The sequence below is a fragment of the Streptacidiphilus sp. PAMC 29251 genome (assembly GCF_054208735.2).
In genome coordinates this window covers 3,209,634-3,232,141 of sequence record NZ_CM135725.2, presented here as the reverse complement: position 1 = coordinate 3,232,141, position 22,508 = coordinate 3,209,634, and the positions used below count along the sequence as shown (strand labels likewise).

The following is a 22,508-nucleotide window of genomic DNA, read 5'->3' as shown; positions in this document are numbered from 1 at the left end:
GGGCCGACAGCACAGAGCCCGGCGGGGACGCTGCGCTCCCAGGCCATGTTCACGCCGCGGCAACCTTGGCTTCACTTGTCCGAAAAGCGCTTGCGCCGCACCGTCTCTGGAGGTCGTCATGTCCGTATCCGTCGTCACCGGGCCGGTCGCCCCTGGGCCCGATGCGGCCGCGGGGGACTACCGCAAGGTGCTCGGCCGGGTGCCCACCGCCGTCAGCGTCGTCACCGCGGCCACCGCGGCGGGGCCGGTCGGGGTCACCGTCGGCAGCTTCACCTCGGTCTCCCTGGACCCGCCGCTGGTGGTGTTCTACAGCAACCTGCACTCGGCCAGCGCCGCCGCGATCACGGCCGCGGGTCGCTTCTGCGTGAACGTCCTGGCCGAGGACCAGCAGGCGCAGTGCGCCGCCTTCGCCGGGCGCACCGGGGACCGGTTCGGCTCCTGCGGCTGGGAGGCCGCCGCCGACGGATCCCCGCGACTGCACGGCTGCCTGGCCTGGATCGAGTGCGACCTGGAGAGCAGCTTCCCCGTCGGCGACCACCTCGCGATCGTCGGCCGGGTACGCCGCCTCTCCGCGGCCGGCGGCGACAGGAACCCGTTGGTCTTCTACCGAGGACGGCTGGCCCGGCTGAACCGGGCCGCTGTCCGCCACGTGCCGACGCACCCCTTCGACTGGTGGGACGCCTGATCCCTGCCGGCTGAACCGGCAGGACGACCGGAACCAGCCAGGACGCCGGGGCCCAGGGGGGCTTCCCGACCTCTGGTTGCACGTGTAATCATGTCGGCCGAACCCTATCCGCGTCTCGATACAGGAGAGCCTCATGTCCGTCACCCGCGACAAGCTCGAACTTCTGGGCGACAAGATCACCGGAATCGCGGCGCTGCCCACGGAACCGGCGGGCAAGCCGCTGCTGGTCTACGTCCACGGTGGCGGCGCCAACGCCACCAGCTTCGACATCCCCGGTCACTCGCAACTGGAACTGGCCGCACTCAACGGCTTCCCCGCCTTCGCGCTCGATCGGCCCGGGTCCGGCGACAGCGCCTCGCTCCGCTTCCCGCCCGACTCCGACTCCGGACTGATGCGCGCCAACGCCGAGCGCCTGCTCGACGCGGTGGACGAACTGTGGCAGCGGCACCACCGGACCAGCCCGGGCGTGGTGATCGTGGGCTGCTCCATCGGCGGTGCGATCACGCTCCACCTGGCCGCGCTCTGGGCCGAGCAGGCCGATCCGTCCTGGCCCCTGCTCGGCGTGGCGGTGGCCGACATCGGCCAGGTGTCGCCGCCGGCCATGGTCGGCGCCTGGGACGCTCCGTCGGCCTCCGAGTACGTCGAGCTGGAGCAGCTCGCAGGCAGGGTCGCCATGCCGCCGATGTGGACCATCCCCGCCTACGTCCTCGGCGCGGCCGACCGGCGCGAGTCGTTCCAACCCGCCCTGCACGCCGAACTCAAGGAGGTCGTCGGCGGCTGGCTCCGGGAATGGTCCGACGTCGCCTCCTCGGTCACCGTGCCGGTGCACTACCGGCTCGGCGCACTGGACACGCTCTGGGTCGCCGACCCCGACCATGTCGCCGCGTTCGCCGCGACCCTGCGCACCGGCTCCCCGTACGTCGACGCCGCGCTGTTCCCCGGCTCCTCGCACGTGGTCGCCAACAGCGTCGCCGGCTACGAGTACCGGTACCAGGTCCTCGGCTTCGCCGAACGCTGCGCCGCCGCGGCCGCCACCCCCGAACTCCTGGGCCGGGCACCGCGGTCATGACCGCCACCGGCCCCCGCGGAGGGCGCGCCGCGCCCCGGTCCGCCCGCTGAAGTCCCCTCACGCCTAGCCACCCCTGGAGCCCCTGTGACCACGCCCCTGTACCGCGACCCCGCCCAGTCCGTCGAGCAGCGGACCGAGGATCTGCTGTCCCGGATGAGCCTGGAGGAGAAGGCCGGCCTGCTCTTCCAGACCATGCTGACGATGAATCCCGACGGCAGCCTGGTCGAGGATCCGGCCCACGCGCCCACCGCGACCGCCCGGCACATGGTCACCGAGCTGCGGATGAGCCACTTCAACCTGCTGGGCTCCGGTGGCGCACGGCAGATGGCGCTGTGGCACAACGAGCTCCAGGAGCTGGCCGCGCAGACCCGGCTGGGCATCCCGGTCACGCTCTCCTCCGACCCCCGGCACTCCTTCACCGACAACCCCGGCACCGCCATGCTCGCCGGGCCCTTCTCGCAGTGGCCGGAGACCCTGGGTCTGGCCGCCGTCGGCGACCCCGAGCTCGTCCGCGCGTACGCCGACACCGTGCGCCGCGAGTACCTGGCCGTCGGGATCCGGCTGGCCCTGCATCCGCAGATCGACCTGGCCACCGAGCCCCGCTGGGCCCGCGGCAACGGCACCTTCGGCGAGGACGCCGAGCTGACCTCCCGTCTGGTGGCCTCCTACATCGAGGGGCTGCGCGGTCCCGGCAGCGTGCTGGGGGCTGACAGCGTCTCCGCCATGGTCAAGCACTTCCCGGGTGGCGGACCGCAGCGGGACGGCGAGGACCCGCACTTCCCCTACGGCCGTGAACAGGTCTACCCGGCCGACCAGTTCGAGTACCACCTGCGGCCGTTCCGGGCCGCGCTGGCGGCCGGCGCGACCCAGATGATGCCGTACTACGGCATGCCGGTCGGCACCGAGTACGAGGAGGTCGGCTTCGGCTTCAACAAGGGATCATCACCGGCCTGCTGCGGGACCAGCTCGGCTTCCAGGGCATCGTGTGCACCGACTGGGGCCTGGTCACCGACACCGAGTTCCTGGGCGAGCCGATGCAGGCCCGCGCCTGGGGCGTCGAGCAGCTCACCCCGCTGGAACGGGCCGCGAAGATCCTGGACGCCGGAGCCGACCAGTTCGGCGGCGAGCACGCCCCCGAACTCGTCGTGGAGCTGGTCCGCGGCGGACAGCTCCCCGAATCCCGCCTCGACACCTCGGCCCGGCGCCTGCTGGCGGAGAAGTTCCGGCTCGGCCTGTTCGACGACCGCCGCTTCGTGGACCCCGACGCGGCCGAGGAGACCGTCGGCCGCGCCGACCTGCGGGCCCTCGGCAGCGCCGCCCAACGGCGCTCGTTCACCCTGCTCAAGAACAACGACGCGCTGCTGCCCGTCACCCACCGCCCCCGGCTGTACGTCGAGGGGATCAAGGCCGAGACCGCCGCCCGCTACGGCGACCTGGTGGACGCCCCCGAGGCCGCCGAGCTGGCCGTCATCCGGCTGCAGACGCCCTACGAGCCCCGCGGCGGCGGGTTCGAGGCGTTCTTCCACGCGGGCAGGCTCGACTTCGCCCCCGAACGTCTGAAGGAGATCCTCACCCTGCTGGACACGGTGCCCACCGTGGTCGACATCCACCTGGAGCGGCCCGCCGTCATCCCCGAGATCGCCGAGCACGCGGGCGCCCTGCTGGCCGGCTACGGCGCGAGCGACGAGGCCCTGCTGGACGTCGTGTTCGGGCGGGCGGCCCCGCAGGGCCGGCTGCCGTTCCAACTCCCCAGGTCCATGCGGGAGGTCGAACAGGGGAGCCCCGATCTGGCGCAGGAATCCGCCGATCCGGTGTACCCGTTCGGCCACGGACTCGGTCTCGGCCCCGGACACGGACACGGACACGGTCTCGGCCGGCACGGCGCCGGCTCCGCCCCCTCCCGCTGACCGCCCCTGCTCGAACGGGCCAACCACCCTCCCCCTCTTCCTGTGCGCAAAGGTGCGACTCATGAGCGTGTTCGACAGACCGTTGGTCAGTACCGCCGGGGGACCCGAAGCCTCCTCCGAAACGCCGTCACCGGGAGCGCCGCCCCGTAGCCTGCGCAGCCTGTTCTCCTGGCTGGTGGGCGCCAACGCGGCCATGTTCGTCGTCTACATGGGAGTGGGCGGCGTCCTGAACCCGCTGCTCATCGAGCGCACGGTCGGCAGCGCCGACAAGGTGACCGCGCTCGGCATGGTGTCCGGCGTCAGCGCGGTCTTCGCCACCCTGGCGAACCCCGTCGCCGGAGCACTGTCGGACCGGGTGGGGCGCCGAAATCCGTTCATCCTCGGCGGCGCGGTGCTCGCGGCGGTGGCCGTCGCGGCCCTCGGGAGCGTGGACAGCCTGCTGCTGATCACGCTGTTCTGGTCGCTGGGCCAGATGTTCATGAACTGCTACCAGGCGGCGGTCACCGCCATCGTGCCGGACCGGGTCCCCAAGGACCGGCTCGGCACCGCCTCCGCCATGGTCGGCCTCGGCCTGCCGGTCGGCGGCCTGATCGGGGTGATCGCCGCCGGCGGCCTGTCCCACTCGCTCGGCGCCGGATACCTGGTGTTCGCCGTCTTCATTGCTTGCACGGCGGTGCTGTTCACCTGGCGGGTCAAGGACGTTCCCCTGGCGCGCGTCGACGCGGCACCCGGCCTGCGGGAGCAGGTCGCCTCGTTCGCCGAGAGCCTGCGCACCCACGACTTCCGCTGGGCCTTCATCGGCCGCGCGCTGCTCGTGCTGGGCTACTTCTCGGTGTTCGGCTACCAGTTGTACATCCTGCAGGACCACGTCACCATGCCGCACGGCATCAGCCCGGCCGGCGGTGTCGGCATCCTCAGCGCCATCGGCATGGTGGCCACGGGCATCGCCACGGTGCTCGGCGGGACGCTGTCCGACAGGCTGGGCCGCCGCAAGGTCTTCGTCGCGGTCGCCGGAGCAGTCTCCGGCCTGGTGATGGTGGTGCCGATCATCAGCCCGACCTGGCCGGGCATGATGCTCTTCGCGCTGCTCAACGGGCTGGCCTTCGGCTGCTTCATGGCTGTGGACACGGCCGTCGTGGCCGCGGTCCTCCCCAGCGAGGGCGACGCCGCCCGCGACATGGGCGTGCTCAACGTCGCCAACGCGGGACCCCAGATCGTGGCTCCGTTCGTCGCCTCACTTCTGATCGCCCATCTCGGCGGTTACAACACGCTGTTCGCCTTCGCCGGGGTCTTCTCGATCGTCGGCGCGGTCTCCGTCTACCGGATCAGGGGGATCCGCTGACCAGTCGATGCTGGGGACCGGCCGTCAGCCGAGTCGGCGGGAGATCGCGCGGGCCGTCGCCCGTACAGCCGGGCCGTAGCCGGCGTCTGCGAAGCCGGTGCTGGGCGCCACCACCGACAGGGCAGCGACCACCGTGTCGCCGTTTCGAACCGGTGCGGCCACGGTGCTCAGCTGCCAGGGATGACTCTGCTGACCGTAGGCGTAGTCGCCGCGCCGGATCTCCGCGAGGGTGCGTCGCAGGTCGGTCGGGGTGAGGATGTCGTCGTCGCCGTTTCCTGCCCCGTAGCCCGCGATGGCGTGGTCCTGTTCGGCCGACGGGGCGAAGGCGAGCAGCACCAGTCCGACGCCGGTGGAGGCGAGGGGGAGGCGGCCTCCCACGCGGTAGCTCACGGGACTGGCGTCGAGCGCCGAAAGCCGCTCGACGAGCAGCGCCTCACCCCCGTCCCGCACCGCGAGCAGCACATGCTGACGGGTGACATGGAAGAGGTCCTCCATGAATGGCATGGCCACGGATCGCAGGCCGTGGCCGCGCGGTGCCAGGGAAGCGGTCTCCAGCAACCGCAGTCCCACGACGTAGCTGCCGTCGTCGAGGCGCTCCAGCGCGCCCACATGGACCAGCGATCGGGCGAGCCGCAAGGCGCTGCTGCGCGGAATGCCGCTTCGCTGGGCGAGTTCGGCGAGGGACTGCGCACGATGGTCCTGGTCGAAGGTGCTGAGCAGGGCGAAGGCCCGGTCGATCACCGGCTGCCCCTCAGCGGGCCTGCCCCCGCGTCTGGGCTTGTCCTCGCGTCTGGGCTTGCCCTCGCGTTCGGGCCGGGCGTCACCGTCGGAACTCGGTGTTTCATTCATTGAAATCACTCATGCCAGTGTACGGCCCTGTTCCTACCGTGGAGTACGCATCCACAACCCGGGAGACCCGCATGGCCGCGACTGGACTCATCGACATCCACGCCCACTTCGTCACCGACAGCTACATCGCCGCGGCTCGATCCGCAGGCATCGACCACCCCGACGGCATGCCGGGCTGGGCCGGCTGGAGCATCGAGGAGCACCTCGACCTGATGGGACGCTCAGGGATCGAGAAGTCCTACCTGTCGGTGTCCTCCCCGGGAGTGCACTTCGGGGACGACAGTGCGGCCCGCGGCCTCGCGCGCGAGGTCAACGAGTTCGGCGCTCGGGTCCGCACCGAGCATCCGCAGCGGTTCGGCCACTTCGCCTCGCTGCCTCTGCCCGACGTCCAGGGCGCACTCGCGGAGGCCGCCCACGCGCTCGACGTCCTCGGTGCGGACGGCGTGGCGGTGGAGAGCAACCACCACGGCCTCTACCTCGGCGACCCCCGCTTCGAGCCGCTGTGGCAGGACCTGGACCGCCGTGGCGCCGTCGTCTTCGTCCACCCCACCTCGCCGCCCCACGCCGACGAGCTCTCCCTGGGCCGGCCCCGGCCGATGCTGGAGTTCCTCTTCGACACCGCACGCACCGCGGGCGACCTGCTCTTCCGGGGCGTCCTCGCCCGCTACCCGCGGATCCGCTGGATCCTGACGCACGGCGGTGGGGCGCTCCCGCTGCTCGCCGACCGCATGGAACTCTTCCGGGCCTTCTTCGGCGCCGGAGCCGCCGACGAGCCGAGCGCCGTGGAGCAGCTCGGCCGCCTGTGGTACGACATGGCCGGGACGCCCTTCCCGCGCCAGATTCCGGCCCTCGACGCCGCGTTCGGCACCGAACGGCTCCTCTACGGCAGCGACTACTGCTGGACGCCCGTCAACGGCGTGCTCGCCCAGATCGACTCGGTCGACGCCGCGGTGCAGCCGTCCGCCGACGACACCTGGCGGGACCTCACCACCCGTAACGCGCACCGCCTCTTCGCTGCCGCCGCGCGGTGACCTTCCGGCGGGCGGTGACCTTCCGGCGCACCGTGGTGTCGAGCGCGCGCAGAGCCCGTCGTACAACCCCGAGCAAGGAGCGACATGAGCAGGTACGTTGAGCCGTCCTCGATCAACGGGCACGTGGTCGTCACGGACGTCACCGTGGTCGACCCGGTGGACGGGAGCCGCACGCCCGGCCAGGACGTGGAGGTCGAGGGGGGTCGGATCACGTCGGTGCGGGCGACCGCGGGACCCGTCGCCGGTGCGCAGGTGGTGGCGGGCCGAGGCCGGTTCGTCGTCCCGGCCTTCGCGGACATGCACATGCATGCCCTGAACACCCCGGGTGACGTCGACGGCACCTATGCGCTGATGCTCGCCAACGGCGTGGTCGGCTTCCGCCAGATGTCCGGCAGCAGGGCGCTGCTGAAGTCCCGGCGCGAGGGCACTCTGCCCGCGCCGACCGGCGCTCCGGCTCTGCTGGCGACCGCCGGCGACCTGCTGACGCCGCTGAACGCGAGCACGGTGGAGGGCGCGGTGCAGGCCGTCCGGGAGCAGCACCGGGACGGCGCGGACTTCGTCAAGGCCGGTATGACCACCCGTGCCACTTTCCTGGCCGCGCTCCAGGAGGCGAACCGGCTCGGCATCCTGCTGGGTGGCCACCTGCCGGCCGACCTCGACCCACGCGAGGCCGCGCACGGCGGGGTGTGGTCCATCGAGCACCTCGGCCCGGGTGTCACCGTGTTCGCCGCGGCGTCCTCCCGCGAGGCCGAAGTCCGTGCCAAGAACGCCACCCGGAAGCTCCCGCCGCTTCCCAAGATCAAGTTCCCCGGTGCCGAAAAGCTGGTGATGAAGCTGGTCAAGAGCATGGCGGTGAACCCCGCGACGGGGACCTCCGAACTGGAGGCCCACGCCTACGAACTCGCCGACGGCTCCTACGACCAACAGAAGGCGGAGGAACTGGCGGCCCTGTTCGTCGAACGGACCACGTGGCAGTGCCCGACCCTGATCCGGGTCCACACGCAGCAGTTCGGCGACTCGCCCGAACACACCGCCGACCCGCGAAGCCGCTACATGGCCCATGAAGAGCTGCGCGCCTGGGAGAAGTCGGCGAAGAGGTTCTCCAAGCTCCCCGACGTCACCCGCAAGGCCCTGGGCCACCACTGGAACGCGCAACTGCGGATGATCAAGACCTTCGCCGACGCCGGGGTACCGATGGTCGCGGGCACCGACGCGTGCGGGGCCATCGGCGTCATCCCCGGATTCGCGCTGCACGACGAGTTCGACTACCTCGCCGAGGCCGGACTGGAACCGCTGGCCATCCTGCGGATGACGACGACCGAACCGGCCCGCTTCCTCGGCAGGGAGGGCGCTTTCGGCCGCGTCCTCCCCGGCATGCCCGCCGATCTGGTGCTCCTGGCCGAGGACCCGCTGGAGGACCACCACGCGCTTCACAAGATCGCAGGTGTGATGCGAGACGGTTCCTGGTGGTCCCGTGCCGACCTCGACGCCGTCCTGGAACGCATCGCAGCCAATCCCGGCGCCCACTGACCTCAACGCCCGGCACCCTCGGACAGGAGACATTCGTAGCTCGTAGCTCGTAGCTCGTAGCTCGTAGCTCAGGGAACGCTGTCGGCGGGCGGCGTGGGGGCGGAGACCGTGTAGAGCGCGGCCAGTCCGGCGGCGGTCTCGGCGAGCCTGTCGCGCAGCTCCTGCGGCGCCAGTACCTCGACCTCGGCGCCGAGCCCGAGCAACTCGCCGTGCGCGTGCGTCACCGACTCGATCGGGACGGTCGCCTTGATCCAGCCGTCCCGGTCGCAGTCGTCCTCGGCCGATTCCTCCACGGCGGCGACGACTTCGGAGGTCATCACCTCGGTCATGCGGCGCCGTCCGGCCGGGGACAGGCGGATCATCGCGTTGCCCTGGACCAGGCGCGTGCGGAATTCGGTGACCTGATCGCGCCAATAGCCCTGGAGGTCGAAGTACTTCGGACGTTCGAAGGTCTCGCCGGTGTCCTGGAGCTCGAGGATCTGATTCACGCGAAACGTCCGCACCCCGCCGGATCCGGGGCCGGTGCGGGCCACGACGTACCAGCGTCCGGACTTCAGGACGATGCCGAGCGGGTCCAGGGTCCGCACGACGTCCGTCGGCGCCTTCCATCTCCGGTACAGCACCTGGAGCCGGCGCTGGTCCCAGACCGCTTCCGCGACCGCCGGAAGATGAGGACTCTGGTCTCCGTCGTCGTACCAGCCCGGGGAGTCGAGATGGAACCGGTCCTGGATGCGGACGGCGCGGTCGGCGAGTTCCGGCGGCATCGCCGCTCTGAACTTGAGCTGGGCGGCCGCCATCACGGATCCGAGCCCCAGTGCGGCGGCCGGTCCCGGCACCGCCGCGAGGAACATCGCCGCTGCCTCGTCGTTCGTGAGGCCGGTGAGGCGCGTGCGGTAGCCGTCCAGGAGCTGGTAGCCGCCGGCCGGTCCGGCGTCGCCGTAGACCGGGATCCCGGCTTCGCTCAGCGACTCCATGTCGCGGTAGATCGTGCGGACCGACACATCGAGCTCGTCGGCCAGTGCCTGCGCCGTCATCCGGCCGCGGGTCTGGAGGAGCAGCAGGACGGAAACGAGTCGGCCGGCGCGCATGACGGCAGTATTCCACTGACAGTACGTGTCAGTGATGCCTCTCTACCGTGAAGCCATGACATTCACAGCACCGCAGGTCTGGCACGCCGGCACCGACGTCATCGGCGGCCGACCGGTCAAGCGCTACCACATCAGCCGCGACGGAGCACCGATCGACTCGGCGATCGAGCAGGCCGCGCTCGCGCTGATCCCCGGTTTCCTCGGCCCGGAGGACGACACGACGCCGCCCGCCGCGTTCACGGTCCTGTTCCGCAGTTCGGCCGGCGCCCACCTCAACGTCTACAGCTGGTACTGGGACAACGTCATCCACGCCAGGTTCGCCGGCGGCGGCGTGCTGTTCCTCGGCTGCCCCGACGAGGACCCCGCCCATCTGGTTCCGATGGACGGCCCGGTGACCGGCCACCTCATCGGGTGCACGTTCGAGCTCGGCGTGGTGGTGCACGAGCGGGCGGCCTGGATCCGGCACGTGTTCGCGCCGGAGCAGCCCGACCTGGACGCGTACGTCGCGGATGTGCTGGCGGACGGGCCGATCGGGCTTACCTAGCGTCGCGGATCGGGCGGCGAAGACCGTCCCCGCGCCGAGGGCCGGGCTGCCGGGTCAGATCCGGTCGGCGGCGATCAGCAGGTACTGGAAGGAGCCGTCCCGGTAGGAGGACAGGAACGCTTCCTCGATACCGGTGACCAGGGAGGAGGTGGCCCGAAGCTCCCAGTAGGGCAGGGTCGCCGGGGTGAGGTCGATGATGGCCTGCGGGACGAGCCGGTTGTCGGCCATGGCCCGCAGGTACTCCTTGCGGGAGTGGATGTTGCACTCGAAGTGGGCGTTGATCTGGGAGACCCACTTCGAGGGCTGCCCGTAGACCGGGTTCCAGCAGCCGGTGATGGTGACGTACCGGCCGCCCACGGACAGGATCCGGGAGTGCTCGGCGAACAGGTCCTGCAGGTCCACGTACATGCTGGACTCGTTGTTCCAGGAGCCCGCGACCTGCCCGGTCTCGAAGGGCATGTCCAGCATGTTGCGGACCTGGGAGCGGACGTACGGGGCGATGCCCAGCTGTCGGGCCCGGTCGTTGCCGAAGTCGGCCTGCTTGGCCGACAGGGTGACTCCCTCGACCCGGCAGCCGAAGCGCTGATGGGCCATCACCATGGAGCCGCCGCGGCCGCAGCCCGCGTCCACCAGGGTGGCCGAGCGGTCGATTCGGCCCAGATGATCGAGCAGGACGTCGGCCTGCGCGGACTCCAGCCGGTGCAGTTCGGCGACGAGCTGCTTCTCGCGCTCGGCTCCCTCGGGCGCGTTGATCGCGGCGCGGTCCACCTCGCCGATGCCGTAGTGGTGGTGGTAGAGGCCGTCCACATCGCCCAGCCGCAGATTGACCGGGCGCGCCTCCTGGTTCCAGTAGCGCGCGATGTCGCCCTGGTAGGGGGTGGCCGGGCCGGGGATGGTGACGGAGGTGAGATCGGTGTCGGTCATGTGGGTCATCTCCTCTTTGGTTACCAGAAGTCGGGCAGGCTGTAGCGGTAGGTGTTGGTGCAGTGCCAGTGGTGGTTGCCGTCGACCCAGGCGGCCACGCCGCGCAGGAAGCGGAGCACCGGCGGTGCGGGATGGGCGGTGGCCGCATCGGTCACGGCGGTCTCGAAGGCGTGCATCAGCTCGTTGTGGACCTCGACCGCCTTCAGGTAGCCGTCGCGATCGCTCAGGTCCTCGCGCTCCGAGATCACCACCGGCAGGTTCAGATGGCGGCCGGGGGCGGCGAGTTCCTTGGTGTAGGAGTAGAGGTCGTTGACGATGGTGGTGGCGTTGGAGCCGAGCGCGATCACGCGCTGCACGGCGGGCAGCGCGTGCAGGTCGGCGGGGAGTTCGTAGCCGTCGACGGTGTCGGTGATGGTGGGACAGGGGCGGAAGTTGTTGAACTGGCGCATGGCCAGGTACTCCCAGACCTCGGGCAGGTGGTCCGTCTCCGTCCAGGCGGCCTCGGCGAGGTAGCCCAGGTGCAGTCGGGCCATGTCGTGCCGGTAGCGGTCCGCCTGGGAGGGGCTCGCCGCCCGGGTGAAGTACTCCATGGCGGAGCGGTAGGCGCGTCGGGGGGCGTCCGCGTGCAGCGACGCCTGCCAGTCCGGTTGGTACTCCTGTGTGGTGTGCAGGGCGTCCAGGGCGGTGTGGGCCAGCAGCAGCCGTCCGCCGAGGCCGACCGGCGAGCCGCCGTGGTCCTCGCAGTAGCAGTCGTCCAGCGCGTTCTCGGCCGCCATGAGCCGGGTGGCCAGCATCAGATGGTCGACCGTAGGGGCGACCGGATGACAGGAGACCATGTAGCGCCCGAGGTCGAAACCGTCGAACTGGTCCTCCCACTCCGGCGGGAACAGCTGGACCTCCTGCACCGCCCACTCCTTGACCCGCCGGCTGACTTCGGCCACCCGCACGGGGTCGGGGTCGGGCACCGGATGGTAGTACAGCCCCGGGATCGGGACAGCTGCCCCGCTCGGCGCGTCGAATCGGGTCAGGCTCAGGCCCGACGTGCCCAGACCGGTCGGACCGCGCAGAATCCGGTCCATGCTCGCGGAGCTCACAAGCACACCACCGGGGAGCCTCGGTGGTGCGGCGACACTTCGACGGCGAACCTGACGTGGGGCATCGACTGCCTCTTCCTGTGCGTACTCGAGCCTTTGGGGCGGACAGGCGGAAAGGCGGGCACAACGTCCCCGCGATCCGCATGGCAAGAAGCGCTGCGGCTCCTCACCCGGTTGTATTGACCGCGGGCGGGGCCATCAATCCCCGACCAACCGGCGCGCATGCGCACAAGAACGGCGCGCAGCGAGCCACATGCTTCACTCCGCGCGCAGTTACTCTCGCCACATTTCGCACACGTATCCACAATGTTCGTGCACCTCATGGCAGCGTTGAACACACAGGGAATTACCGGCTGCGCCTCACTCGATCGAGTGAGTGCGGACTCGGGGCATTCGATGCAATACTTCCCCAGTCGAACCCCGAGGCCTCCGCAAAGATTGCGCCCCTGCGGGATGTAGAGCCGGTATTTCGGCGCCTTCCGACCACTCTCTGAGTTCCTCGGCCCTGCCGGCCGCGAGTACCCGCTGCCCACCTCGTCTGCACTCTCGGAGGAGCGAGCAACATGCCCCAGGAACAGACCGCACTGACCACCGCCGCCGCGAAGAACCTGGCGACCACGACCAAGACCGCGCCCCAGATGCAGGGCATCACCTCCCGATGGCTGCTCAGAATGCTGCCCTGGGTCGAGGTCTCCGGCGGGACCTACCGCGTCAACCGGCGCCTCACCTACACCACGGGACGCGGACGGATCAGCTTCATCCAGACCGGGGCCCGGGTCCAGATTCTTCCCCCCACCTTTCCGAACTCCCCCCGCTGCGCGGCTTCGAGGACCAAGGACTGCTGACCGAGCTCGCCGACCGCTTCACCCAGCGCGAGTTCGAGCCGGGCGAGGTCATCGCCCAGCGCGGCACACCGGTCGACCGCGTCCTGATCATCGCTCACGGCAAGGTCCGCCAGATCGGAGACGGCGCGTTCGGTGACCACGAGACCATCCTCGGCACCCTCGCCAACGGCGACCACCTCGGCGAGGAGACCCTCGCCGAGGACGGTCTCACCTGGGAGTACACGGCCAAGGCCGCCACCTCCGGCAGCCTTCTCGTCCTGCCGAAAGCCGCCTTCGCCGACCTGGTGACCCGCTCCGACGCCCTGCGGGCCCAGGTCGAGTTCTACCGCGTCACCGCCGAACTGGACCAGGACTCCCACGGGCAGGCCGAGATCTCCCTGGCTGCAGGACACGAGGGCGAGGAGCAACTGCCGGGCGCCTACGTGGACTACGAACTCGCGCCGCGCGAGTACGAGTTGGGCGTCGCGCAGACCGTGCTGCAGGTGCACAGCCGGGTCGCCGACCTCTACAACCAGCCGATGAACCAGATCGAGCAGCAGCTCAAGCTCACCGTCCAGGCCCTGCGCGAGCGCCAGGAGCACGAACTCATCAACAATCCCGACTTCGGGCTGCTGCACAACGCCGAGCACGAACAGCGCATCCACAGCCACAGCGGCCCGCCCACCCCCGACGACCTGGACGAACTGCTCTCCCGCCGGCGTGGCTCCAACCTCTTCCTGGCCCACCCGCGGGCGATCGCCGCGTTCTTCCGCGAATGCAGCAAGCGTGGGCTCTACCCGGACTCGGTGGACGTCGAGGGCCACCGCATCCCCTCCTGGCGCGGGGTGCCGATCTTCCCCTGCGGCAAGATCCCCGTCAACGAGGGTCACACCAGCTCGATCCTGGTGCTGCGCACCGGCGAGGACAACCAGGGCGTGGTCGGGCTGCACCAGACCGGTCTCCCGGACGAGTACGAGCCCGGCCTGTCGGTCCGGTTCATGGGGATCAACGAGAAGGCCGTGATCCAGTACCTGGTCAGCGCCTACTACTCGGCCGCTGTGCTGGTCCCGGACGCGCTCGGGGTGCTGGAGAACGTCGAGGTCGCCCGCTCCCGCGACTGAACCCTCTCCTGTCGGGGAGCGACGACTTCAGCTGGACCCACCTCGTCCGGGTCGATCCGGACGTGTCAGTAGGTGATCAGGCCCGGGTCGGAGACGCCGGTCGCACCGGTTTCGACGTGGCCGGCGAAGCGGCGGACGAAGTCGGTCGTGGCGCTGGAGGTGACGGTGACGTCGTACCAGTTGCGGCTGCCGCTCAGGGCCAGGGAGAGCTTCACCGTCGCGCCCTTGGCGACCGTGACGGTCTGGGGGCCTCCGGCGTAGCCGGTGGCGTTGGCGACGGTGAGGGTGGCCGTCGCGGTGCCCGCGTTGGTGAAGGTCAGGTCGAGGTTGCCGGTGGCCGCGTTGTGGCGGGCCGTCGCCTCGGGGCCGGCCGTCGTCCCCGGATTGCGGAAGGAGCGCAGGAAGCCGTTCGGCCCGTACACGGACAGGGCGGTGACGTTCTGGGAGTAGGCCGTGTTCCAGGCGTCGGCGACGGTCTTGCCGGCCTCGGCGGTGTACGTCCACGGTCCGTCGGTGCGGTTGCTCGCGGTCACCAGGAACTGCGCGCCGGAGCTGGGGCCGCCGCTGAAGGTGAGCGTGTACTTGCCGGTGCCGGTGTTGGCCGAGCCGTCCACGTACGGCGCGTACGCCAGTGGGCGGGTCGGCCGGCTGCCGGACTCCTGCTTGGGCATGGTGCCGGTGGCCGGCGGGGTCGGCACGTAGTCGGCGTGCCGGTTGTGGTCGGGCGGCAGATAGGCCGCGGTGGAGGGCAGCGCGGACGGGGTGGTGTTGCTGGTGCTGAAGTCGAAGGCGCTGGTCAGGTCGCCGCAGATGGCTCGGCGCCAGGGCGAGATGTGCGGCTCGGCGACCCCGAAGCGGCGCTCCATGAAGCGGATGATCGAGGTGTGGTCGAAGGTCTCGGAGCAGCTGTAGCCGCCGGTGCTCCAGGGCGAGACGACGATCATCGGCACCCGCTGGCCCAGTCCGTAGGGCCCGGCGGCATAGCTGGAATTGCCCGCGAAGTAGTCGGCTGCCGTCGCGACGGTCGACAGGCCCTGCGAGGCGGAGGAGGGCGGGAAGGGCGGCACGACGTGGTCGAAGAAGCCGTCGTTCTCGTCGTAGGTGATGAACAGTGCCGTCTTGGCCCACACGTCGGGGTTGGAGGTGAGCGCGTCCAGCACCTGCGAGATGTACCAGGCCCCGTAGTTGGCAGGCCAGTTGGGGTGCTCGGTATAGGCCTCGGGGGCGGCGATCCAGGAGATCTGGGGCAGCGTGCCCGCCGCGACGTCGGCTTTGAGGACGTCGAAGAGGCCGTCGCCGTTCTTGGCGTTGGTGCCGGTGCGGGCCCGGTCGTAGAGCGGGTTGCCGGGCTGCGCGTTGCGGTAGTTGTTGAAGTAGAGCAGGGAGTTTGTCGCCGTAGTTGCCCCGGTAGGCGTCGCTGATCCAGCCCCAGGAGCCGGCCGCGTTGAGGCCGTCGCCGATGTCCTGGTAGATCTTCCAGGAGACGCCGGCCTGCTGGAGCCGCTCCGGGTAGGTGGTCCAGCTGTACCCGGCCTCCTGGTTGCCCAGGACGGGCCCGCCGCCGGTGCTGTCGTTGCCGGTGTAGCCGGTCCACATGTAGTAGCGGTTGGGGTCGGTGGAGCCGATGAACGAGCAGTGGTACGCGTCGCAGACGGTGAAGGCGTCGGCGAGCGCGTAGTGGAACGGGATGTCGGCGCGGGTCAGGTACGCCATGGTGGTGGCCGTCTTGGCGGGGATCCACTGGTCGTACTTGCCGTTGTTGAAGGCCTGGTGACTGCCCGCCCAGTCGTGGTTGAGGTCCTGGACGAACTGCAGCCCCAGGTTGCTGGCCTGGGGACGGAACGGCAGCACCTCCTTCTTGCTGCTGTTCGTCTGGTGCCAGACCGAGGCCCCACTGGGCAGGTTCACCGGACGCGGGTCGCCGAAGCCCCGGACGCCCTTCATCGAGCCGAAGTAGTGGTCGAAGGAGCGGTTCTCCTGCATCAGTACGACGATGTGTTCGACGTCCTGGATGGTGCCGGTCGTGCCCTGCGGCGCGATGGCCGCGGCGCGGGCGATGCTCTGCGACAGCGCGGAGAACGCCACGGTCGCACCGGAGAGCTGGAGAAAGCGACGGCGATCGAGTTCAGCCATGAGTGGGGATCCCTCGCACGAGTGGTGGCCAGTTGGGGTCGTCGGTCGGAATCAAGGACAACTTGTCCAGACAACTTACCGGCATCCAGCTGGTGACGACCCGCTGTATGGCAGACGTCGACGGAGTGGCGAGGAGGGAATTCCGCCTGGCTCAGGGGCTTTTGTTCAATCCCGGAACGTCCGGGCCGAAGGCCGTCGGCGCTCTCCGGTCGGGCTGGCGCGACGGATCTGTGCACTCGACGGGCACGCGTACGCGCCGGACCTGCGCGTCCTGGGCCCCCGCTCCCGTAGGCTCGCCGAATGGCGAAGTATTTCGACGTGCACCCTGAGAATCCGCAGCGGCGCACCATTGGCAATGTGGCTGACCTGGTCCGGTCCGGTTCGCTCATCGCGTACCCGACCGACTCCTGCTTCGCGCTGGGGTGCCAGCTGGGCAATCGCGACGGCATCGACCGGATCCGGTCGATCCGCAACCTCGATGACCGGCACCACTTCACCCTGGTGTGCCAGAACTTCGCGCAGCTGGGTCAGTTCGTGCATATCGACAACAAGGTGTTCCGCGCGATCAAGGCGGCGACGCCCGGCAGTTACACCTTCATCCTCCCCGCGACCTCGGAGGTGCCGCGCCAGCTGCTGCACCCCAAGAAGAAGACGGTGGGAGTGCGGATCCCCGACCATGTCGTCACCCAGGCCCTGCTGGCCGAGCTCGGTGAACCGCTGCTGTCCAGCACCCTGCTGCTGCCCGGCGAGGGCGAGCCGATGACGCAGGGCTGGGAGATCAAGGAACGGCTCGACCATGTGGTGGACGCCGTGCTCGACTCGGGCGACTGCGGCACCGAGCCGACCACGGTCATCGACTTCTCCAGCGGCGACGCCGAGATCGTCCGCCGGGGAGCGGGGGACACCGCGCGGTTCGAGTAGGGCTCGCCCCGGTGACGGCGTGGCGAGCGTCCACGGCGGCAGCATGCGCAGACGGCGCGCAGGCCCCGCCGCTCGGCCAGCAGACCCATCGTCGGATTGGCCAGGCCCGCCTCGTCGGCGAGGGCGGCGCCGCCGGAGATCGGCTGCGGTCACCTGCTCCGGCTGTTCCGGTCCTTCTTTCCGCCCTTGCCGGTGACCCAGGAGATGACCTCGCCGGCGGCGCCGTCGGTGGGCGAGGAGCCGCGTGTGGTGGAGCCCTTGCCTGCGATCCAGGCGAGCAGTCCGCCGACGGCGGCGTTGACGGCCGACTCGTCGCGGTTCTCGCTCTTGTTCCTGCTCATCGCGATCCTCCTGCTGTCAGATGTGCTGATTCCAGCCTCTGTTGCCAGGCTACGAACCGGGACGGCATCTCGGCAGTGCGTCCCGTATGCACCTTGGGATGACGATTGTCATGGTCCGCGGGGCCGACCGGTCAGCGGCCGGCGCACTCGGCGGCCGGCTCACTCGGTGAGGAGGACTCACTCGGTGAGGAGGAAGACCCCGGCGAGCAGGGCGACGGTGCCGCAGACCGCGGCGAGGGTGAGGCGCTCACCGAGGAGGCCGACGGCGAGCAGCAGCGCGGCCACGGGCTCCAGCATCATCACCATGGAGACGGTGGTCGCCCGGACCACCGTGAGCGCGGCGAAGAAGAGGGCGTAGGCGAGGGCGGTCGGGACCGCGCCCAGATAGCCGAGCAGGGCAGCGGCGGCGAGCAGATGGTGCGGGCCGGGGAGCAGCGGTCCCGTGACGGCCGCGAGGGGCAGCAGGCAGACCGCACCGACGGCGAAGCCCGCGAGAGCGCGGTCGTAGGGATCCCCGGCCCGGCCGTTGCGGGCCTGGGCCTGGCTGAGCAGGTTGATCGCGGCCGATCCGGCGGCCGAGCCGAGGGCGCAGAGGAGGCCCCACAGCGGCTCCCGCCCGGTCGTGGACGGCCCGCTGCCGAAGGCGAGCAGAGCGAGGCCGGTGAGCGCGAGGACGATCGTCGCGGCGCCGCGCCGGCCGAGGCGTTCGCCGAACAGGACGCGGGCGCCCAGGGCAGTGAGGACGGGCGCGGCGCCGAGGGTCGCGGTGGTGCCGAGGGCGAGCCCGGCGAGGTCGACCGAGGCGAGATAGCAGGTCTGGAAGGTCGCCATCAGCAGCCCGGTGCCGACCGACAGCAGCAGGCCGGGACGGGCGGCGGGAGCCGCCGCGGTCCGGTGGACGATCGGCCGGGCGGCGAGCAGCAGCAGCGCGCCGAGGGCGAAGCGCCAGCAGGAGACGGTGATCGGCCCGAGGCCGCTGATCCGGTGCAGGGTCGCGGCGGCGGCTCCCGCGCTGCCCCAGGAGGCGGCGGCGAGGCCGATGGTGAGCAGCGCCCGGCGGTAGGAGGGGGCGCCGGCCGGCCGGGGACGGGCGGTCGGGGTGGCAGCAGGCAGGGAACGTACGGGCAGGGAGGGCATGGCTGAGCTCCGGTGGGTGGTCGCTGGTCCGCAGGGTGGGGGAGATGCGGGCAGCGATCACCGGCCCGACGGCTCGGCTCATCGCAGAGCGGTCGGGGCTGGTGTCCGGAGTGGGTGCCGCCCGCCTAGCGGGCGGGCGGGGGCAGGACGGCGAGCGAGTACGGGGCCATGGCAGCAGCCTAGCCCGGAGCGGGCCCCGGTGGTTGGTCGGTCGCCGAAGGGCGGCGCTGTACCTCGGTGCCGTCCAGGTGGTGCCGTCGCGCGGCGCTATTCGGCGGCGATCGGCCGGAGCGCGGCCAGTTGCTGGGCGAAGGGGATGAGCTCCTCGACCTGGGAAGGGCGGGCCGGGGCGTGCGACAGCAGCGCGGTGAGTTCGGCGGCGGCGCGGGTGATCCTGGCCGGGAGGCTGTCGGTGTGGGCGGCGGTGCCGGAGCCCCAGTCCTCGGTGGCGGCGTAGACCCCGGTCGGGACGACCACCGCGCGGAGGTAGGAGAACAGCGGGCGCAGCGCGTGGTCGAGCACCAGCGAATGGCGCGCGGTCCCTCCGGTGGCGGCGATCAGCACCGGCTTGCCGGTCAGCGCGGTGTTGTCGAGCACATCGACGAAGGACTTGAACAGGCCGCTGTAGGAGGCGCTGAAGACCGGGGTGGCGGCGATCACCGCGTCCGCGTCGGTCACCGCGGCGACAGCCGCGCGCAGCGCGGGGCCGGGGAAGCCGGTGACCAGGTTGTCGGCGATGGCATGGGCGAGTTCGCGCAGCTCGACGACCTGGAACTCGACACCGCGGCCGTCCTCGCGGCCGACCCCGTCCAGGCCCCCGTCCAGACCCAGCCGTACGGCCTCGGCGAGGCGGTCGGCGAGCAGCCGGGTGGACGAGGGCTGGCTCAGGCCCGCGGATATGACGGCGATGCGGACGGGCGCGGTGGTCACGTCGGGTCTCCTTCTCTTGATCGGGTGTCAGGCAGCGGGTGCCAGGCAACGGGTGTAAGGCAGTTGAGCAGGCGTCAGATCGCAGCGGTCGCCGCGGTCGCGGCGGCCACCCGGGCGGCGTGGGTGGGGGCGTCCGGGACGTTGGCGGGGCGGCCGATCGCGAACTCCTTGCGGAGGACCGGGACGACCTCCTCGCCGAGGATGTCCAGCTGTTCCAGCACGGTCTTCAGCGGCAGCCCGGCGTGGTCCATCAGGAACAACTGGCGCTGGTAGTCGCCGAAGTGGTCGCGGAAGGCCAGGGTGCGCTCGATCACCTGCTCCGGGCTGCCCACGGCCAGCGGGGTCTGGGCCATGAACTCCTCCATCGAGGGGCCGTGCCCGTAGACGGGGGCGTTGTCGAAGTAGGGGCGGAACTCGTTGACGGCGTCCTGGGAGTTCTTCCGCATGAAGACCTGGCCGCCGAGCCCGACGATGGCCTGCTCGGGAGCGCCGTGCCCGTAGTGGGCGTAGCGGTCGCGGTAGAGCCGGATCAGCTGCTGGTAGTGCTCCTTGGGCCAGAAGATGTTGTTGGCGAAGAAGCCGTCGCCGTAGTAGGCGGCCTGCTCGGCGATCTCGGGGCTGCGGATGGAACCGTGCCAGACGAACGGCGGAACGTCGTCCAGCGGGCGGGGGGTGGAGGTGAAGCTCTGCAGCGGGGTGCGGAAGCGGCCCTGCCAGTCGACCACGTCCTTGGTCCACAGTTCGCGCAGCAGGGCGTAGTTCTCCACGGCCAGGGCGATCCCGTCGCGGATGTCCTTGCCGAACCACGGGTACACCGGGCCGGTGTTGCCGCGTCCCATCACCAGGTCCACCCGGCCGTCGGCGAGGTGCTGCAGCATGGCGTAGTCCTCGGCGATCTTCACCGGGTCGTTGGTGGTGATCAGGGTCGTCGAGGTGGACAGCACCAGGTTCTCGGTGCGGGCGGCGATGTGCCCGAGCATGGTGGTGGGGGAGGAGGGGACGAACGGCGGGTTGTGGTGCTCCCCGGTCGCGAAGACGTCCAGGCCGACCTCCTCGGCTTTGAGCGCGATGGCGACCATGGCCTTGATCCGCTCGTGCTCGGTCGGCTTGGCGCCGGTCGTGGGGTCGACGGTGACATCCCCGACCGAGAAGATCCCGAACTGCATCATGGTGACTCGCTCGCCTTCGCTTGAGTAGTTCAAGTTTCAACCATCTGCACAACGCTTGTCAAAGGCGCCCCATTCCCGGGCTGGACCGGGCCGGGCCGGGTCGGGCCGGTTTGCGTCGGGCCCCTCTGGGCTGGGCATAGGGTGCCGGACATGGCAACGGTGACGGCAACGGTCCGAGAGTGGCACGACGAGGAGGGCTGGGGCGTCCTGGACAGCCCGGAGACGCCCGAGGGCTGCTGGGCGCACTACTCGAACATCGAGACGGACGGGTTCCGCACTCTGCTCGCCGGACAGCAGGTGCAGCTGGAGTGGGAGGCACCGGGGCAGGACGGCTACGACTACCGGGCCGTCTCCGTCCGCCCTTGAACGGAAGGCGGGGGCGGGGGAGGGCACGATGCCCGCCCCCGCCCCCGCCCCCGCCTCTTTCCGCAGGTCAGTCCAGCAGCGCGGTGATGCTGCCCGCACCGACGGTGCGGCCGCCCTCGCGGACGGCGAAGCCCAGGCCGGGCTCCAGCGGGACCGGGCGGCCCAGCTCCACCGTCAGGTCGACGGTCTCGCCGGGACGCGCCGAACCCGTCCCGCCGAGCAGCGTGACGTCGCCGACCACGTCGCCGGTCCGCAGGTAGAACTGCGGGCGGTAGCCGGTGGTGACCGGCGTGCGACGGCCGCCCTCGGCGCTGCCCAGCAGGTACACCCTGGCCGTGAAACGGGTGTGCGTGCTGATGCTGCCGGGCGCCGCGACGACCTGGCCCCTGCGGACCTGTCCCCGCTGCACCCCGCGCAGCAGCAGCGCGACGTTGTCGCCGGCCTCCGCGTACTCCATCGGCTTGCCGAAGGTCTCCACGCCGGTGACGACCGAGGTCAGGCCGTCGCCGAGGCCGAGCACCTCCACCCGGTCGCCCATCCGGACCCGCCCGCGCTCCACCGCGCCGGTGACCACGGTGCCGCGCCCGGTGATGGTGAGCACGTTCTCCACCGGGAGCAGGAACGGCGCGTCGGTGTAGCGGACCGGCGTCGGAACATGGGTGTCCACGGCGTCCAGCAGTTCGCCGAGCGCGGTCGTCCACAACGGGTCGCCGGCCAGGGCGCGCAGGCCGGACACCCGGACGACCGGGAGCTCGGCGCCCGGGTAGCCCTGGGCGGTGAGCAGCTCGCGCACCTCCAGCTCGACCAGGTCCAGCAGCTCCGGGTCGCCGACGTCGGCCTTGTTGAGGGCCACCACGATGTGCTCGACGCCGACCTGGCGAGCGAGCAGCACGTGCTCGGCCGTCTGCGGCATGACACCGTCCTGCGCCGAGACCACCAGGATGGCGCCGTCCAACTGGGAGGCGCCGGTGATCATGTTCTTGATGAAGTCGGCGTGGCCGGGCATGTCGATGTGGGCGTAGTGCCTGGTGTCGGTCTCGTACTCGACGTGGGCGATGTTGATGGTGATCCCGCGGGCGGCCTCCTCGGGGGCGCGGTCGATCCGGTCGAAGGGGACGAAACTGCCGTTGCCCCGGTCGGCGAGGACCTTGGTGATGGCGGCGGTGAGGGTGGTCTTGCCGTGGTCGACGTGACCCATCGTGCCGATGTTGAGATGGGGCTTGGTGCGCAGGTAGGCCTGCTTGGACATGACTGTTCCCGGCTCTGCGAGATGGGGGGTGAGACCTCTTGGACGGGCCGACCTTCCCCGTCCGAGGTCCCGGGACATCCCGGGGAAGGTCAGCGTCGCGCGCCGTCGAACCGCAGTGCCGCGGCGCCGAATGCGGCGGCGGTTGCGGTTGCGGGGGCAGATGCCGGGGCAGCGGTCATCGCGCCCGCGACTGCGGGCTTCCTGGCGATGACGTAGCTGGACATGCGGACCACTCTGCCGTCTGCGGGGAGGGC

At 70.7% G+C, this 22,508-nt stretch carries 18 protein-coding genes and 4 pseudogenes; 11 read left to right on the top strand and 11 right to left on the bottom strand.

The window, feature by feature from the left end:
• Positions 1-118 precede the first annotated feature (118 nt).
• The 5 genes and pseudogenes from ACXKR8_RS15080 to ACXKR8_RS15060 all read left to right on the top strand — a co-directional run bounded on the left by ACXKR8_RS15080 (position 119) and on the right by ACXKR8_RS15060 (position 5,003).
• Entirely contained in the window at positions 119-685 is a 567-nt protein-coding gene (locus ACXKR8_RS15080) for a flavin reductase family protein (RefSeq protein ID WP_458273426.1), read from the top strand.
• A gap of 133 nt (positions 686-818) precedes the next feature.
• Positions 819-1,754 (top strand): alpha/beta hydrolase, encoded by a 936-nt coding sequence (locus tag ACXKR8_RS15075; protein ID WP_458273425.1) that lies wholly within the window; start codon positions 819-821, stop codon positions 1,752-1,754.
• Between the two features lie 153 nt (positions 1,755-1,907).
• Positions 1,908-2,573, top strand: a pseudogene (locus tag ACXKR8_RS15070) (glycoside hydrolase family 3 N-terminal domain-containing protein); the annotation flags it as partial.
• A 119-nt stretch (positions 2,574-2,692) separates the two neighbouring features.
• Entirely contained in the window at positions 2,693-3,661 is a 969-nt protein-coding gene (locus ACXKR8_RS15065; protein WP_462100681.1) for a glycoside hydrolase family 3 C-terminal domain-containing protein, read from the top strand.
• 61 nt (positions 3,662-3,722) lie between these two features.
• Entirely contained in the window at positions 3,723-5,003 is a 1,281-nt protein-coding gene (locus ACXKR8_RS15060) for an MFS transporter (RefSeq protein ID WP_458273423.1), read from the top strand.
• A 24-nt stretch (positions 5,004-5,027) separates the two neighbouring features.
• Here the strand turns inward: ACXKR8_RS15060 and ACXKR8_RS15055 are convergent, their stop codons facing one another.
• The gene (locus ACXKR8_RS15055; protein WP_458273422.1) at positions 5,028-5,852 is read right to left on the bottom strand and encodes an IclR family transcriptional regulator; all 825 of its coding nucleotides are present in this window, start codon (positions 5,850-5,852) and stop codon (positions 5,028-5,030) included.
• A gap of 71 nt (positions 5,853-5,923) precedes the next feature.
• Between ACXKR8_RS15055 and ACXKR8_RS15050 the strand changes: the two genes are divergently transcribed.
• Positions 5,924-6,883, top strand: coding sequence for an amidohydrolase family protein (locus tag ACXKR8_RS15050; protein ID WP_458273421.1), 960 nt, complete (start codon positions 5,924-5,926; stop codon positions 6,881-6,883).
• Positions 6,884-6,967: 84 nt separating this feature from the next.
• Positions 6,968-8,413, top strand: coding sequence for an amidohydrolase family protein (locus tag ACXKR8_RS15045; RefSeq protein ID WP_458273420.1), 1,446 nt, complete (start codon positions 6,968-6,970; stop codon positions 8,411-8,413).
• 68 nt (positions 8,414-8,481) lie between these two features.
• Here ACXKR8_RS15045 and ACXKR8_RS15040 read toward each other — a convergent pair whose 3' ends face one another.
• Positions 8,482-9,501 (bottom strand): helix-turn-helix transcriptional regulator, encoded by a 1,020-nt coding sequence (locus tag ACXKR8_RS15040; RefSeq protein WP_458273419.1) that lies wholly within the window; start codon positions 9,499-9,501, stop codon positions 8,482-8,484.
• Between the two features lie 55 nt (positions 9,502-9,556).
• On the opposite strand from ACXKR8_RS15040, the gene ACXKR8_RS15035 reads away from it, so the two are divergent.
• Positions 9,557-10,045 (top strand): hypothetical protein, encoded by a 489-nt coding sequence (locus tag ACXKR8_RS15035; protein ID WP_458273418.1) that lies wholly within the window; start codon positions 9,557-9,559, stop codon positions 10,043-10,045.
• Between the two features lie 54 nt (positions 10,046-10,099).
• Here ACXKR8_RS15035 and ACXKR8_RS15030 read toward each other — a convergent pair whose 3' ends face one another.
• Complete coding sequence (locus ACXKR8_RS15030; RefSeq protein WP_458273417.1) at positions 10,100-10,969, bottom strand: geranyl diphosphate 2-C-methyltransferase; 870 nt, start codon at positions 10,967-10,969, stop codon at positions 10,100-10,102.
• Between the two features lie 20 nt (positions 10,970-10,989).
• Positions 10,990-12,042: pseudogene (locus tag ACXKR8_RS15025) on the bottom strand (family 2 encapsulin nanocompartment cargo protein terpene cyclase); the annotation flags it as partial.
• Positions 12,043-12,626: 584 nt separating this feature from the next.
• Between ACXKR8_RS15025 and ACXKR8_RS15020 the strand changes: the two are divergent.
• Positions 12,627-14,008 (top strand): annotated as a pseudogene (locus ACXKR8_RS15020) (family 2B encapsulin nanocompartment shell protein).
• A 65-nt stretch (positions 14,009-14,073) separates the two neighbouring features.
• Here ACXKR8_RS15020 and ACXKR8_RS15015 read toward each other — a convergent pair.
• Positions 14,074-16,141: pseudogene (locus ACXKR8_RS15015) on the bottom strand (phosphocholine-specific phospholipase C).
• 300 nt (positions 16,142-16,441) lie between these two features.
• On the opposite strand from ACXKR8_RS15015, the gene ACXKR8_RS15010 reads away from it, so the two are divergent.
• Positions 16,442-17,062: an L-threonylcarbamoyladenylate synthase gene (locus ACXKR8_RS15010; protein WP_458273414.1), complete on the top strand. Its 621-nt coding sequence runs from the start codon at positions 16,442-16,444 to the stop codon at positions 17,060-17,062.
• A 149-nt stretch (positions 17,063-17,211) separates the two neighbouring features.
• Here the strand turns inward: ACXKR8_RS15010 and ACXKR8_RS15005 are convergent, their stop codons facing one another.
• The 4 genes from ACXKR8_RS15005 to ACXKR8_RS14990 form a co-directional block, all read right to left on the bottom strand.
• Complete coding sequence (locus tag ACXKR8_RS15005) at positions 17,212-17,403, bottom strand: hypothetical protein (RefSeq protein ID WP_458273413.1); 192 nt, start codon at positions 17,401-17,403, stop codon at positions 17,212-17,214.
• Between the two features lie 177 nt (positions 17,404-17,580).
• A complete protein-coding gene (locus ACXKR8_RS15000; RefSeq protein WP_458273412.1) occupies positions 17,581-18,540 on the bottom strand; it encodes an EamA family transporter in 960 nt (319 codons plus the stop codon).
• 267 nt (positions 18,541-18,807) lie between these two features.
• Complete coding sequence (locus tag ACXKR8_RS14995) at positions 18,808-19,470, bottom strand: FMN reductase (protein ID WP_458273411.1); 663 nt, start codon at positions 19,468-19,470, stop codon at positions 18,808-18,810.
• Between the two features lie 74 nt (positions 19,471-19,544).
• Positions 19,545-20,636, bottom strand: coding sequence for an LLM class flavin-dependent oxidoreductase (locus ACXKR8_RS14990; protein ID WP_458274987.1), 1,092 nt, complete (start codon positions 20,634-20,636; stop codon positions 19,545-19,547).
• A gap of 153 nt (positions 20,637-20,789) precedes the next feature.
• Between ACXKR8_RS14990 and ACXKR8_RS14985 the strand changes: the two genes are divergently transcribed.
• Positions 20,790-21,005: a cold-shock protein gene (locus ACXKR8_RS14985; RefSeq protein WP_458273410.1), complete on the top strand. Its 216-nt coding sequence runs from the start codon at positions 20,790-20,792 to the stop codon at positions 21,003-21,005.
• 67 nt (positions 21,006-21,072) lie between these two features.
• On the opposite strand, the gene tuf is transcribed toward ACXKR8_RS14985, so the two are convergent.
• Both tuf and ACXKR8_RS14975 read right to left on the bottom strand, forming a co-directional pair.
• Entirely contained in the window at positions 21,073-22,254 is a 1,182-nt protein-coding gene (gene tuf, locus ACXKR8_RS14980; protein WP_458273409.1) for an elongation factor Tu, read from the bottom strand.
• 89 nt (positions 22,255-22,343) lie between these two features.
• Entirely contained in the window at positions 22,344-22,478 is a 135-nt protein-coding gene (locus ACXKR8_RS14975; protein WP_458273408.1) for a hypothetical protein, read from the bottom strand.
• Positions 22,479-22,508 lie beyond the last annotated feature (30 nt).